Here is a 14,365-nt window from a genome sequence, read left to right as displayed (position 1 = left end):
TCTCCTGTTGCTTTCAGGTGGTGGGTTCGGTGACGCGGCCCGCGTTCGGGTGGCCCGCAGGGGGCCTGCCCAGATCGGGGACCGCGCTTGCCGCCAGCTTGTCGCGCCGTTTCATCTTCTTGATGACGACCGGGCAAACCTTGGGCGAATTGTAGAGAACCTGGCAGTGCAGGCAGTTGATGCATTCGTTCGGATTGATCTCTCCGGTCGGATGGATCGACTGCACGGGGCATTCATGGGCGCAGATCTGGCAGGGATTTCCGCATTCGTGATAGCGTTTCAGCCAGTCGAACATCCGCACCCGCGCCGGGATCGCCAGGGCCGCGCCCAGCGGACACAGATACCGGCAATAGAAGCGCTCGACGAACAGCCCCGCCACCAGCAGCGCCACCGCATAGGCGACGAAGGGCCAGGCCCGCACGAATTTCAGGATGATCGCGGTCTTGAACGGCTCGACCTCGGCCAGGTGTTCGGCCTGCTCCACGCTCATCAGGCTGACGCCGAACAGTCCCAGGAAGATCATGTACTTGATCGGCCACAGCCGTTCGTGGAGTCCCCAGGGCAGGGTCCATTGCGGGATGCGCAGCTTGCGCGCGACCTGGTTGGTCAGTTCCTGCAAGGCGCCGAACGGGCACAGCCAGCCGCAATAGGCGCCACGCCCCCAGAACAGCAGCGCGGCGGCAACCGCGAACCACAGGATGAAGGTCAGCGGATCCAGCAGGAAGGCCTGCCAGCTGAAGCCGTTCACCAGGCTGCCGAACAGCGCCATCAGGTTCACGACCGACAGCTGCGCGTTGAACATCCAGCCCAGCACGACCAGCGTGACCGTCAGATAGGCCATGCGGAAGATATAGAAGCGGCGTTCGTTCCTGACCGCGAACTGCTGGAAGAAGAACACCAGCGTCAGCACCGCCAGCATGGATCCCAGGACCGCGATCTTGGGCTTGGAATCCAGCCAGATGCGTTTCCACAACTGCGCCTGGGCCTGGACCTCGCCTTCGGCGGCGACCGGCTGGGCGGCGGCGGGCACGGCTTCGGGCGCGGGCAGGGCGGCGGCGGGGGCCGCCGCCATGCGCAGGTATTGCTGCGGCAGCTGATAGGACAGGTCGAAGGTCTGGAAAATCTTTTCAATCGGCCCGACATCGCGATGCACCAGCAGTTGGATGCGGAACGGCCTGGTCGGATCGAAGCCCGAGGCGGCGGGGATGCGGAACAGATCCATTTCCGGGAAGTCCGGCGCGCCCTGGGCCGCGATGGCATTGACGCGGCGATGGTCGCGGTCGCGGAAGCGGACCGACACGTCGTCCTGGATCAGCACGATCCGGTCGAAGATCCCGCCGCGCACATAGCCCGACCCCTTGAAGCTGTAGAGGCCGCGCCCGAACACCGCGATGGCCTGATCGCCCTGACCCAGCCAGCCGCGCAGGTTGGCGTCGGCGGCATCGCCCAGCAGCGCCGTGCCGATGGCCGGGACCGAGACAAGCGCCACCTGCATTTCGATGAAGGTGGTTTCGGGCGCCTCGGTCAGGGCGCGCCCGGCGGCGCGGGGGTCGGCGTTGGCGGCGAAGGCCGCGTTCACCTGGCCCACGTCCAGCGACAGGCGGCGCAGGGTGCCGTCGCCCTCCATCGTCGGCCAGTCGGCCGGGGCCGGGGCATCGGCGGCGATCTCGTATCGCGGGCCGGTGGCGGCGGCTTCGGGGGCAAGGCCCCCCAGCCCCAGCGTGCGCGCGACCTTCAGCCCGGACCGGATGATCGAATCGTCGATCACCATCACCGTGACCGTCGCGCCCGAGATGATGTCCACGTCATGCGTGGTGCCGCCCGACTTCGCCTCGGCTACCAGGTCCAGGCCCTTGTAGCCCTCGACCAGGGCGCGGACCTTGGCCTCGGGGATGCCGATCAGGACGATGGGTTCGGAATGCTTGACCAGCTTGACGCCGGCGATCCTGCCGTCGGTGCCGATGGCCACAAGCGTGTGGATGGGCTTGCCGGAATAGCCCGTGGTGCCCACGAAATCGGATGTGACGAAGGCCCAGGCGACGGTCTCTCCGCCCTTCAGGACGGGGGCTGCCGCCAGATCGTCGCGGATCGGGCCGAAGCCCTCGGCCCCCGCCACCAGGTCCGAGGCGGTCTGGTCGGGCAGCAGATCGGCCAGGACGCTTTGCGCGGCAGCAGGCAGGGGCGCCAGCAGGACCAGGCAGACCAAGGCCAAAACGGCCGCCGGCAAAAGGCGATGGAGGGGGCGGAACAGGGTCATGCGCGGAACCGGGGGGCTTGGAACGGGGGGCCGCGCGACAGGGGCGCGGCGGCCCGGCGCGACAGGAGGGGAACGGCGATCCGCCAGGACGACACGGCCTGATGCCAGGCCAGCGGGGCGGCGGCGTCAGCCGATTGCGGCAGATCCAAGGGCAGCGGCAGCGGGCAGGCCGGACAATCCCGGCAATCCTGCGGACCATGGCCCGCGTCCTCGGGGTCCAGCGTGATCGTCTTCATGGCGCCGTCGCTGCATATGACCACGGTCATCGCCTGCGACGCCGACGCGAATCCCTGCGCCCAGGTTCCGGCCAGCAGCATCAGCACAGGCAGAATCGCCAGGCAGAGCCTCGAGGGAACAGAATGGGACGCGCGTTTCATCGGTTCCGCATAGGACGCGGCGAAGCAGGCGTCTTTGCGTTGGATCAAACAGCGCGCAGGCGACGGGCGGGCAGCCGGCCGCGCCGCCCCGCCCCGCCCATTCGGCCAAGCTGTTGCTTATCCAGGCGATTAGCGCCGCGACCGGCGCCACAGGATCACGCCGCCCGCCAGAACCGCCGCGCCGATCACCATATGGCGCGTGGTGATGCCCATCCGCGCCTGTGCGCTGCGGCGATAGCGGGGATCGAAAAAGCGCGTATCGGCCAGGATGCTGCCCAGCCAGGTTTCCCGGCGCGGCAGCAGCGGGCGCAGGCTGCGCCCCTGCGGACGGCACAGCGCGTCGAGCGCGGGCAGCAGGCCGCCCTGCCGCTCGATCTCGGCGCCGACGCGGTCGGGGGACAGGCCCAGATGTTCGGCCAGAAGCCGGGTGCGGACGTCGCCGATCAGGCGTCGCGTCGCATCGTCGGGGGCGGTGATCGCCACGTCGCATTCGGTGTCGAAGCCCATCGACCGCCGGTCGATGTTGCTGGAGCCGATGCGCAACAGCACGTCGTCGACGATCATGATCTTGGCATGGACATAGATCGGCTGGCCGCTGCCGGTCACGGGATACAGGATGCGGAACCGGCGATGGGGGTCGGCGGCGCGCAGTTGCCGGATCATCCGGCTGCGGGTGACGTGCATCGCCTGATCCTCCAGATGGCCCTGGGCGGCATAGGGGTTGATCACCACGATCTCGGGCCCGTCGGGTTCGGCCAGGCGGCGGGCGAGGGCGCGGGTGATGCTGTCGGCGCAGAAATACTGCGATTCGATATAGATGCAGCGGCGCGCCCCGGCGATGGCGTCCAGATACAGATCCTCGATCTCGTGGATGGGGGGCCTGTCGGCCTCGGGCGGGGCGGTGCGGGCGATGGCCATGGGGATATCGCGGAACACCGGGTCGATGCTGTCGGGCCACAGGTCGGCGCCGGGTTCGAAGGTCTCGTCCGCCTCGGCATCGTGGGCGCGGGCCCAGCGGGCGCGGGCCAGTTCCGACAGCGCCGCCGCCGCCGGTCCCGACAGCACGGTGGACGCGTCATGCCAGGGTTGCGCGTCATCGCCGTTCTTCAGGCAGCGCAGCGGGTTGTCGTCCTTGTGGCCGGGATCGTCCCAGCGGCCGTCGGTCATGTCGATGCCGCCGCAGAAGGCCAGGCTGTCGTCGATCACGACGATCTTCTGATGATGGCAGGCGCCCAGCGGGTGGCGCCCGTCGAAGGCCAGGTGGATCTGGTCGGGCGACATCAGCTTGACCTGAAGGGCGGGCAGGATGCCGCCGGGCGCGATCAGGGCGCCGCCGCTCCATTTCAGCAGATAGATGTCCAGGCCGGGGCGGCGGTCCACGATGGCGTCCAGGAACAGCCCGACCTTGTTGGGGAATCCGTCCGGAGCAAGCCCGTCGCCGTCGCTTTCGCCGGGCAGCATCTCGATCTCGAAATCGAAATCCCAGCCGATCATCATCACCAGCCGTTCCGCCTTCAGCAGCGCCTCGCGCAGGGCGCGGAAATAGGCCTTGCCGTCGATGATGACGGACAGGCGGTCCGCCGTTTCGACCCGCCAGCAGTTCCGGCCCGGCTGCAATTCGATCATGATCGGTTCTTCCCTTCGATGGCATCGCCGTCCTGCCGGAACGCGCGCAGGGAAAAATCACCGAGATCGGGAACAGGTTCCAGCGGGTTCTGCGGACAGGCGGGGAAAGTGGCGCCGGGGGGCTTGCAGTTCCTGAATTTCCATCCATATACCATCCATGCGGATGGAGAAACACGATGGCCGAGATACGCAGCCTGCGCGACAGGACGCCCGACACCGAAAAGATCACCATCAACCTGGGCTATGTGGACCTGGGCCGGATCGACCTGCTGGTGCAGGAGGGCTTCTATTCCAACCGCAGCGATTTCATCCGCACCGCCATCCGCCGCCAGCTGGACGGCCACCGCGATGTCGTCGCCCGGTCGATTGATCGGCATACGATGGAACTGGGCCTGCGCGACTATACCAGGGCCGAGCTTGAGGCGCTGCGCGACAAGGGCGAGGTTCTGCATATCAAGGTCGTGGGCCTGGCGCGCTTTGCCCCCGACATTCCCCCGGATCTGGCGCGCGCGACCATCGGATCGATTTCGGTGCTGGGGGCGCTGCAAGCGGGGCCCGAGGTGAAGAAGGCCCTGGCCGACCGGATTTCCTGACCTTTCGAAGGACCAAGCAGATGAAGAACTTCAACGTCGGCGCCCTGCGCCAGGCGATCGGCGGTTTGCGCCTGGACGGCGCCAACGCTCTGGTCGAACGCACCCTGGCCCAGCACGGGCTGTCCATGCCGCAGGGGGTCCAGGCGCCCTTTGCTGCCGCGCGATCCCCTGCCCCGCCGGTCCCCCAGGGTGCCAGCTTCACGGCCGACCGCTTTGACTGCGCGGCGGGCAGCCGGGATTACATGGTCTATGTGCCGTCGTCAGCGGCGCAAGGGGTCCAGGGGCTAATCCTGATGCTGCATGGCTGCACCCAGACCCATGCCGATTTCGCGTGCGGCACCGGCATGAACGACCTGGCCGAGACGCACCGTCTGATCGTCGTCTATCCCCAGCAATCGCGCGGCGAGAACGCCCAGTCCTGCTGGAACTGGTTCAGCCCCGGCGATCAGCGCCGCGGCCGCGGAGAGCCCGAGATCCTGGCCCGGATGGCCTCTGCCCTGGCCCTCGGCCATGACGTGCCGCAGGGGCGGGTCTTTGCCGCCGGGCTGTCGGCGGGCGCGGCCATGGCGGTGATCCTGGGCCAGACCCATCCCGATGTCTTCGCGGCCATCGGCGCCCATTCCGGCCTGCCCTTCGGCGCGGCCAGGGACGTGCCTGGCGCCTTCGCGGCGATGAACGGCACGGCGGCGCCCGAAGCCGCGCGGCCCCGCAAGGCCGCCGCCACTCCGGCAATCGTCTTTCACGGCAGCGCCGACCGGACCGTGCATCCGCTGAACGGCCAGCGGATCGTGGCGGATACGCTGGCCGCAGGGCCGGACCAGACGCTGGTCGATCAGGCGAAGGCCAGGACCGGCGGGCGCAGCCACAGCCGCGACATCACCGCCACCCTGGACGGCCAGGTGCTGACCGAGCATTGGGTCGTCGAGGGACTGGGCCATGCCTGGTCGGGCGGCCGTCCGGGCGGATCCTATACGGATCCCGCCGGTCCCGACGCCAGCGCCGAGATGGTGCGCTTTTTCCTGGACCAGCCCCTCGGCGGACGACCGGGATAGCGGCCGGGCGGCGCGTCAGCCCAAGTGGCGCCGCTTTTCCGCCGCGTATCGGACCAGGGCCAGCCCCCTGAAGATGCCGTGCATGAACTTGCCATAGGGCATGGTGACGAAGAAGCCGAAGACGAACCCCAGATGCAGCGCCAGCATCGTGCCCATCAGCGGCGTCGCGCGCAGGAACAGCAGCGCCAGGCCCGTGACGCCCGTCAGCAGCAGCATCACGATGAAGGCCACGTCCATGCCCATGCGGCTTTCATCCATCAGCTGCCGGTCGCGGCGGAACTTGGCGGTCAGCAGGCCCAGCGGCCCCACCGTGATGCCGATCCCGCCCAGCGTGCCCAGCACCACCGGCAGATCCCACCAGGGATAGGGCGCGTCGCGGCCCAGCAGGTAATGCCACAGCGTCCCGACCGAGGTCGCGGCGAAGCACAGCATGAAGCCATAGAAGGTCAGGTGGTGGAACAGGCGGCGGTTGTCGTCGGGCTTGTCGCTGTCGTTCATGCAGCCGACCCCGCCGCCGTCCAGGTATTTCAGCGTCGCCGCGTCATGCGCCCCGCCGGCAAGCGCCTCGGGGTCGCGCAGGGTCGCCGCCGGTTCCCCGATGTCGCGCCAGAACCTGATGCAGGACATCACGATGGCCAGGATCGACCACAGGAAGGCCGCGCCGAAGATCGCCACCATCGTGTTGTGCGGCATGATCCGGTAGAAGGCGCCCGGCCCGGTATGGGTGCCGAACATCACCGCCGGGTCGTGCCAGGCGGCAAAGCCGATGACGAAAGCCGCGACCGACAGCGCCGCGACCAGCGTGACCATCAGCCCGTTGCGATGGAACATCGGTGCCAGGAAGCCGGGCCAGACATAGCGGGCATAGCTGTCGTTGCGGACCTCGGCCAGCACCTTGGGGACGTTCACGTCGAATTCGTGCGGCGGGGCGAACTGGCAGTCGGAATTGCAGGCCCCGCAATTGTGGCACAGGTTCGCCAGATAGGTCAGGTCGCCCGCCGTGAAGGCGCGGCGCATCTCCATCGCCGGGAAGACCGCGCACAGCCCCTCGCAGTAGCGGCAGGAATTGCAGACGGTCATCAGCCGCTCGGCCTCGTCCAGATGGGACTGGTGGGCGGCGTCCGCCGCATCGGCCCGCTGTCCGGGCATCACGAATTCAGCGGCTTGCATGGCTGCTTGCTCCTTCTCCGGCAAGGCGGCCGAAGACGCTGCCGATGGTCATTCCGATCCCGGCGGCATAGCCCTGGCCCAGCACGTTGCCGGCCATGATCTCGCCCGCCGCCCAGATGTTCTCGGCCCGCCCGCCGCCGGCCAGTTGCACCCGCGCCTCGTCATCGACGGCGACGCCCAGATAGGTGAAGGTGATGCCGGGACGGACCGGATAGGCATAGAACGGCCCTTCCTCGATCCGGCGCGCCCAGTTGGTCTTGGCGGGGGTCAGCCCCTCGGTATGGCAGCCGTCCAGGATGGTGTCGTCGAACTGGCCCGGCTGCACGGCGGCGTTGAAGCGGTCCACCGTCGCGCGCAGGGCGGCCGGATCCAGATCCAGCTTGCCCGCCAGAGCCTCGATGCTGGCGCCGGTGACGGGCGGGAACAGCGAGGGCATGAACAGCTTCAGCGACCGCGCGTCGAAGATGATATAGGCGATCTGGCCCGGCTGGGCTGCGACCAGGCGGCCCCAGATGGCGTAACGCTTGGGCCAGATATCCTCGCCCTCGTCATAGAAACGCTGGCAGTCGCGGTTCACGACGATGCCGAAGACCACGCAGTCCAGCCGGGTGATGATGCCGCCGTCGTATTTCGGCGCGCGGGCGTCGATGGCCACCGCATGGCACTGGGTCGGGTCGCCGATCTGCTGCATCCCCTTGCCGATCAGCGTGCGCAGCAGCGAGCCGCGGTTATAGGGCGTGCCCCGGATCAGGAAGTTCTCGGCGATCTCGCCCCAGCCTTCCTTCAGCCAGTCGATATTGGCCTCGAACCCGCCCGAGGCGGCGACCAGCGCGTGTCCGGGCAGCCGGCGCTTGCCCTGCGGCGTCGTCACCTCGGCGGCGACGAAGCGGGTGCCGTCCAGTTCCAGATCGGTGATCTCGGCGTCATAGACGACATGCACGCCCAGGCTTTCGGCGGTGCGATACAGCGCGTTCAGCATCGCCCGACCGCCGCCCAGGAAGAAGCTGTTGGTCCGCCCCAAACTGAGCGTGCCGCCCAGCGAGGGCTGGAAGCGCACCCCCTGTTCGGTGATCCAGGTCAGCATGTCCTTGGACCGCCGGATCATCATCCGGGCCAGATCCGGGTTGGTCTTTCCCTGCGTCACCCGCAGCAGGTCGTCGAAGAATTCGTCCTCGGTATAGGGGCCGGACAGGGTTTCGGTGGCGCTGTCATGGGCGCAGCGCATGTTGCGGGTGTGGCGGGTATTGCCGCCGCGATAGAAGCGCGGCGCCTTTTCCACCACGGCCACGCTGGCCCCGCCCCTGCGGGCGGCGATGGCCGCGCACAGCGCCGCGTTCCCGCCCCCCGCGATGACGACATCATAGGATTGAGTGAAATCGACCGGCCTTTCCATGGTCAGAACACCCAGACGCTTTCGCGCGGAATGCGGATCGGAGAGGTGTCGTTGGCCACCGCCCCCTCGGTCAGCACGCGCAGGCTGTGATCGCCCAGCCGATAGACATGCTCCCATTTCTCGCCCAGGAACATCGAGGTGGCGCGGTGCATTTCCACCGTGTCGGGTTCCCCCGGCTGCGCCAAGGCCAGCCGGTCCATGCGGCAGATGGCGGTCCCCGCCTCTCCGGCGGTCTTGGGCTGGCCCATGCGGCCGGTGACGCGGATGCCGTCGCAGTCCAGCGTGGCGAAGCCGTCGTTGGCCGCCACCACCTTGCCCGCCAGCCGCACGTTGTTGCCGATGAAATCGGCGGTGAACAGCGTCCGGGGACGGTTGTACAGATCCTCGGGGCTGCCTTCCTGCGCGATCACGCCGCCGTTCAGCAGCACGATGGTGTCGGCGATGGCAAGCGCCTCGATCTGGTCATGGGTGACGATGACCGCCGCGCGCTCCTCTCGGGTGATCAGTTCCTTGAGAAAGGCGCGCGCCTCGTCGCGCAGCTTGGCGTCCAGGTTCGACAGCGGCTCGTCCAGCAGCAGGACCGCCGGGTCATAGGCCAGCGACCGGGCGATGGCGACGCGCTGCTGCTGGCCGCCCGACAGTTGCGCGGGAAAGCGTTCCTGAAGATGGCCCAGGCCCAGCACCTCGCAGACGGTGCCGACCTTGCGCTTGACCTCGGCCTCGGGCGCCTTGCGCAGCCGCAGGCCATAGGCCACGTTGTCGAAGACGGTGCGGTTCGGCCACAGCGCATAGGACTGGAACACGAAGCCCAGCCCGCGCTTTTCGGCGGGCAGATCCAGCCCCGACTCGCCGTCGAAAACCTGCTTGCCGGAAACCGAGACCTTGCCGCGATAGGCGCGTTCCAGCCCCGCGACGGTACGCAGCAGCGTGGTCTTGCCCGACCCCGACGGCCCCAGAAGCGCGGCGATGCGGCCCTTTTCGACGGCGAAGGACGCGCCCTTCAGCACCTCGACGGCGCCGTATTTCAGATGGATGTTTTCAACGATCAGTTCAGGCATCAAGACGCACTCCGAAGCGCAGGGCCAGCGCGATGCCGCCCGCGATGACAAGGGTGTTGACCACGGCCAGGGACGAGGCCACGTCGATATTGCCGCCGTTCCACAGGCTGACGAGCATGGTGCCCATCACCTCGTTGCCCTGGCCCATCAGGAAGATGCCGGTGGAATATTCGCGGGCATACAGCAGGAAGGCCAGAAGCCAGGCGGCCAGCAGGCCGTGCCGGGCCAGCGGCAGGATCACGTCGCGGGCGACGCGGGCCTGACCCGCCCCGGCGACATGGGCGGCCTCCTCAAGCTCGCGCCCGACCTGGCCGAAGGAATTGGACACAAGCCGCAACCCGAAGGGCAGCCAGACCAGCGTATAGGCGACCCACATCGCCACCAGCGAGGCAACCCAGGGCTTCAGCACCGGCACGAACAGGAAGATCCAGAACACCACCAGACCGGCGACGATCCCCGGCATGGCGCGCGGCAGCAGCACCAGGAAATCCAGCGCCTTGGTGCTTTTCGCCTTCGAACGATGCGACGCCAGCCCGATCACCGCATAGACGCAGAGCGATGCGAAACCGCCCGCGAAGGCCAGGATCAGCGTGTTGACGATGGACCGGCGGATCAGCGGCAGGTCGGCCAGCTTGTGATAGTTGTCCAGCGTCAGCACGTCGCGGATCGCGACCAGCGGACCCCAGGTGGTGACGAAGGACCGCAGCGCGACGCCCGACAGGGGCAGCAGCACGACCGCGTAAAGCCAGATCAGCACCCCCGCCAGGGCCACCCATTTCCACGGTCCCAGCGGGATGGGATGGGCGCGCGCGGCCTTGCCGCCGATGGTGGAATAACGCTGCGCCGACCGCAGCATCCGCCGTTGCAGCATCACCAGCGGCAGCGTCACCAGCATGATGAAGATCACCACCACCGCCATCAGCTGATAGGCGGGCCGCCCCAGCAGGGTGTTGAACTTGTAAAGATAGGTCGCCAGCACCAGCCGCCCGTCCTGGTCGCCCAGCACATAAGGCAGGCCGAACAGCTCGAACCCCAGAAAGGCCACCAGCACCGCGCTGACCGCGATGGACGGCCAGACCAGCGGCAGCGTGACCCGCATCGCCACCGTCAGCGGAGAGCCTCCGGCGACGCGGGCCGCCTCCTCCAGATCCGAGGGGACGGTGCGCAGCGCGGTCGAGACATAGATATAGACATGCGGCACATGGGTCAGCGCGACCACAAGGACCAGCATCGGCATGGAATAGACGTTCCAGAACGGCGCGCCGCCGAACAGTTGCTGCCACCAGACCGACCAGAAGCCCGACGGCCCGATCGACACGATATAGCCGAAGGCCAGGACCATGGGCGACATGAACAGCGGCAGGAAGATCGCCGGTTCGATCCACTTGCGGCCAGGCATGTCGGTCCTGACCATCAGGAAGGCCAGCAGCGACCCCAGCGGAACCGCGATCAGAACCATGCCCGCCGACAGGATGACGGTGTTCAGCAGGGCGTCGCGGAACCCCGGATCGCCCAGCACGAAGCCATAGGTCTCCGCGGTGGTCCTGGCCCGCGCGCTGAAGAAGGCGTCGGTCAGGAAGCTTTGCCACAGGATCAGCCCGACCGGGGCCAGGATGAACAGCGCCGTCAGCAGGACGACGTTGTTGCGCCAGAAATCGCTGCGCATGGCTTATCGCCCCGCCTTCAACGCGTCGGCCCCATTTGCGGAAGAAGGCCAGCCGTTCCATCGGCTGGATCGCATCCAGCAGTTCGGGACCGATGGCCACGGGTTTCAGCCGGTCGCCGTTCTCGGCGGTCAGGCCGGCGATGGTCGCCTTGCCCTCGACATCGGGGCGGATGGCGAACAGATGCGCCTCGTTGCCGACGACCGTCTGGCCGCGCTTGGACAGCAGATAGTCCAGGAACACCCGCGCGGCATGGGGATGGTCCGCCTGTTCGGTGATGATCGCCAGCCGCGACAGCACCACGGCATAATCCTGCGGCACCACGACCTTGACGTTCGGGTCGCGTTCCGCCCGCAGATAGGCATAGGGACCGACGATGTTATAGCCGATGGCATGTTCGCCCGCGCTGATCTTTTCCAGCATCGTCCCGGTCGAGGTGTAGAACTTGGCATCCACCGCGCCGAAGGCCGTGACCAGCGGCCACAGGTCGTCGCCGTGCTTGGCATCCTCGTTCACGGCAAAGAAGCCCAGGCCCGACCGCTCGGGGTCATAGGTGGCGACCTTGCCCGCCATGGCGTCGCGGTTTTCGGTCAGCCAGGCGGCCAGGCCCGCGCGGGTGTCGGGCATTTCGCTCTCGGGGATGACCTTGCTGTTATAGACCATCACCACGGGTTCGTAGGTGGTGGCATAGATGCGGTCGCCGTCGGACGCCCAGTCGGGAATCGATCCCTTCTCGGGCGAGGCGTATTCGGCGGCGATTCCGTCCTCGACCATCTGGTATTGCAGATCCATCGCCGAGGACCAGACGATGTCGGCCTTCAGCGCCCCGGCGGCGGCTTCGCTGCTGACGCGGCTGAACAGGTCGGCGGCCTTGATCTCGATATAGTCGGCGCGAATCTTCGGGAACGCCTTCTGGAAATCGGCCAGGATCGGCTCGACCGCGGCATGTTCGGTATTGGCATAGATCACGACCGAGCCTTCGGCCTCGGCAGCGGCCAGAATATCGGCGTAATCGGCGGGATAGCCCGCCGGAATCTCGGCCCAGGCCGCGACGGGCGCGGCCAGCAAAAGGGCAGGCAAAAGCAGACGGCGCACGGCCGTTTCATTCAGCGTCTTCATGGACTTCCTCCCTGGCGAAAGCGGGGTCGAATCGGAATCTGGCTCTCGTTTTTATTGGATATTATTGTATACAATAAAAAGCAATAAAATTCTGGACGGTGGCCTTTCCCTTTTCGCGCCCCTATCCTGACCGGACATGAAGAACGAGGCTGCGCGCATGACCATCCGTCCCGACCACGGCCCGTCCCGGCTGACCGCGATCCGTCCCGATGCGGTGACGGGCACCAGGGGCGCGGGCCTGGGCGATGCGGTCTTTTCGGTGCTGCGCCAGGCGCTGCGCCAGGGAATCTTCCAGCCCGGCGACCGCCTGCGGGAAGAGGAAATCGCCGAGCATTTCTCGGTCAGCCGCACGCCGGTGCGCGACGCGTTGCGCCGGATGCTGGAACGCCGCCTGCTGGAGGTGTCGGGCGGGCGCGGGCTGATGATCCGCAGGCTGGACCGGGCCGAGGTGTTCGAGCTTTACCAGATGCGCGAGATCATGGAGGGCACCGCCGCCCGCTTCGCCGCCGAAAACGCCACCGGCGCGGAAATCGCGCTGCTGACCGATCTGCAGGCCGCGTTCGAAGGCACCGCCGACGTGGCCGAATGCGCGCGCCTGAACAAGAAGTTCCACGAGGCCATCGCCGGGTCCGTCCGCAACCGCTTCTTCCACAGCCCGCTGGAAGAGTTGCAGGATTTCCTGGCGCTGCTGGGGGCCACGACCTTTTCGGTCAGCGGCCGCGCCGGGCCTGCCGCCGCCGAGCACCGCCGCATCCTGGACGCCATCGCCGCCCATGATCCCGACGCCGCCGAACTTGCTGCCCGCGACCATATCCGCAGCGCCCTGGCGACCCGGCTGAAGATGCTGAACGCCGACTAGCCGGAACGGAAACGCTGTTTCCACCCGCCGCCTTGGAATGGCCTTGCGGGACGAGGCCTCGATCCCGAGACTGATCAGCCCGGCCCGCACCAAAGCGCAAGGCCTACCGCCAGATACAACCATCCCAGGGGACATCATCATGATCCCGCTCAGCCCTTTTCAGTCGTCAGATCGAGCGCCCCGCAGCTTGGGAAAGAAGGGCCGAAGTCGCCGCAGCTGTTGCGCGCTCAACCAGAAGTATCGCTTGTCTCGCTTGCTCATGACAAGCGTGGACCGCTTAACCTCCTGCCCGGCAATAGAAACTTTTAGGGATGGAACATGGGGAGCCTCGGGCGGGGCCTCGCATATCTCCTGTTCCTCTGCTAGGACGGCCGCCAGCCGCCCGCCACATCCGAGGAGCCGATCCATGGACGACGACGCCCTTCGCCATGCCGAGAAGATGAAGCGGATCAAGGCCGCCCGCGACAGGATGATGCGGACCAAGACCCAGGAGCGGGGCCTGGTCATCGTCCATACCGGCGCGGGCAAGGGCAAGTCGTCGTCCGGCTTCGGCATGATCATGCGCTGCATCGCCCATCGGATGCCCTGCGCGGTGGTCCAGTTCATCAAGGGCAGTTGGGAAACCGGCGAACGCAGCCTGCTGGAGCAGCATTTCGCCCAGGACTGCCGGTTCTTCGTCTCGGGCGAGGGCTTCACCTGGGAAACCCAGGACCGGGACCGCGACATCGCCGCCGCGCGCCACGGCTGGGAGATCGCGAAACGGCAGATCCTCGACCCGCAGATCCGCTTCGTGCTGCTGGACGAGATCAACATCGCGCTGCGCTACGACTATCTGGACATCGACGAGGTGGTCGATTTCCTGCTGACCCGGAAGCCCGCCATGACCCATGTGTGCCTGACCGGCCGCAACGCCAAGGCCGAACTGATCGAGGCCGCCGATCTGGTCACGGAAATGACGCTGCTGAAGCACCCGTTCCGCGACGGCGTGAAGGCCCAGAAGGGCGTCGAATTCTGAACGGTCGCGCGGGGCCGGTCCCCCCTCGGCCGCCGCGACGCACCGAACGGATCCCCGAACGCATCGGCGCGCTGTAAGGCGCCGGGCGCAAGGACGATCCCGCATCCGCATCCCAGCTTTGCAGAGGCCGACGCTGCGGTGTCTTCTTGTTGAGATGTCCTGGCGGCGAAACGCCAGATAGG

Annotated in this window: 11 protein-coding genes and 1 pseudogene; 4 read left to right on the top strand and 8 right to left on the bottom strand. The window is 67.3% G+C overall.

The window, feature by feature from the left end:
- Positions 1-13 precede the first annotated feature (13 nt).
- The 3 genes from PARHAE_RS09530 to PARHAE_RS09520 all read right to left on the bottom strand — a co-directional run bounded on the left by PARHAE_RS09530 (position 14) and on the right by PARHAE_RS09520 (position 4,260).
- Positions 14-2,257: a NosR/NirI family protein gene (locus tag PARHAE_RS09530; RefSeq protein ID WP_126154377.1), complete on the bottom strand. Its 2,244-nt coding sequence runs from the start codon at positions 2,255-2,257 to the stop codon at positions 14-16.
- Complete coding sequence (locus PARHAE_RS09525; protein WP_126154376.1) at positions 2,254-2,634, bottom strand: hypothetical protein; 381 nt, start codon at positions 2,632-2,634, stop codon at positions 2,254-2,256. The genes PARHAE_RS09530 and PARHAE_RS09525 overlap by 4 nt, the downstream gene beginning before the upstream one ends.
- Before the next feature lie 129 nt (positions 2,635-2,763).
- Positions 2,764-4,260 (bottom strand): phospholipase D-like domain-containing protein, encoded by a 1,497-nt coding sequence (locus tag PARHAE_RS09520; protein ID WP_126154375.1) that lies wholly within the window; start codon positions 4,258-4,260, stop codon positions 2,764-2,766.
- 176 nt (positions 4,261-4,436) lie between these two features.
- Here PARHAE_RS09520 and PARHAE_RS09515 point away from each other — a divergent pair, with 176 nt between their 5' ends.
- Both PARHAE_RS09515 and PARHAE_RS09510 read left to right on the top strand, forming a co-directional pair.
- Positions 4,437-4,853: a CopG family transcriptional regulator gene (locus tag PARHAE_RS09515; protein ID WP_126154374.1), complete on the top strand. Its 417-nt coding sequence runs from the start codon at positions 4,437-4,439 to the stop codon at positions 4,851-4,853.
- A gap of 20 nt (positions 4,854-4,873) precedes the next feature.
- A complete protein-coding gene (locus PARHAE_RS09510; protein ID WP_126154373.1) occupies positions 4,874-5,905 on the top strand; it encodes an extracellular catalytic domain type 1 short-chain-length polyhydroxyalkanoate depolymerase in 1,032 nt (343 codons plus the stop codon).
- Positions 5,906-5,920: 15 nt separating this feature from the next.
- Here PARHAE_RS09510 and tcuB read toward each other — a convergent pair whose 3' ends face one another.
- The 5 genes and pseudogenes from tcuB to PARHAE_RS22100 form a co-directional block, all read right to left on the bottom strand.
- Positions 5,921-7,075: a tricarballylate utilization 4Fe-4S protein TcuB gene (gene tcuB, locus PARHAE_RS09505; protein WP_241232746.1), complete on the bottom strand. Its 1,155-nt coding sequence runs from the start codon at positions 7,073-7,075 to the stop codon at positions 5,921-5,923.
- A complete protein-coding gene (gene tcuA, locus PARHAE_RS09500) occupies positions 7,062-8,468 on the bottom strand; it encodes an FAD-dependent tricarballylate dehydrogenase TcuA (protein ID WP_126154372.1) in 1,407 nt (468 codons plus the stop codon). Before tcuA ends, tcuB begins: the two co-directional genes overlap by 14 nt.
- A 2-nt stretch (positions 8,469-8,470) precedes the next feature.
- Positions 8,471-9,526, bottom strand: a complete 1,056-nt coding sequence (locus tag PARHAE_RS09495; RefSeq protein WP_126154371.1) for an ABC transporter ATP-binding protein — start codon at positions 9,524-9,526, stop codon at positions 8,471-8,473.
- Positions 9,519-11,192: an ABC transporter permease gene (locus PARHAE_RS09490; protein WP_126154370.1), complete on the bottom strand. Its 1,674-nt coding sequence runs from the start codon at positions 11,190-11,192 to the stop codon at positions 9,519-9,521. Before PARHAE_RS09490 ends, PARHAE_RS09495 begins: the two co-directional genes overlap by 8 nt.
- 214 nt (positions 11,193-11,406) lie before the next feature.
- A pseudogene (locus PARHAE_RS22100) lies at positions 11,407-12,309 on the bottom strand (ABC transporter substrate-binding protein); the annotation flags it as partial.
- 157 nt (positions 12,310-12,466) lie between these two features.
- On the opposite strand from PARHAE_RS22100, the gene PARHAE_RS09480 reads away from it, so the two are divergent.
- Together PARHAE_RS09480 and cobO are read left to right on the top strand one after the other, a co-directional pair.
- Positions 12,467-13,168, top strand: a complete 702-nt coding sequence (locus tag PARHAE_RS09480; RefSeq protein WP_126154369.1) for a GntR family transcriptional regulator — start codon at positions 12,467-12,469, stop codon at positions 13,166-13,168.
- Between the two features lie 406 nt (positions 13,169-13,574).
- On the top strand, positions 13,575-14,183 hold the full coding sequence (gene cobO, locus PARHAE_RS09475; RefSeq protein ID WP_126154368.1) for a cob(I)yrinic acid a,c-diamide adenosyltransferase: 609 nt from the start codon (positions 13,575-13,577) through the stop codon (positions 14,181-14,183).
- Positions 14,184-14,365 lie beyond the last annotated feature (182 nt).

The organism is Paracoccus haematequi (assembly GCF_900631945.1).
Taxonomy (GTDB): Bacteria; Pseudomonadota; Alphaproteobacteria; order Rhodobacterales; family Rhodobacteraceae; genus Paracoccus; species Paracoccus haematequi_A.
This window is presented reverse-complemented; position numbering and strand designations above follow the sequence as displayed.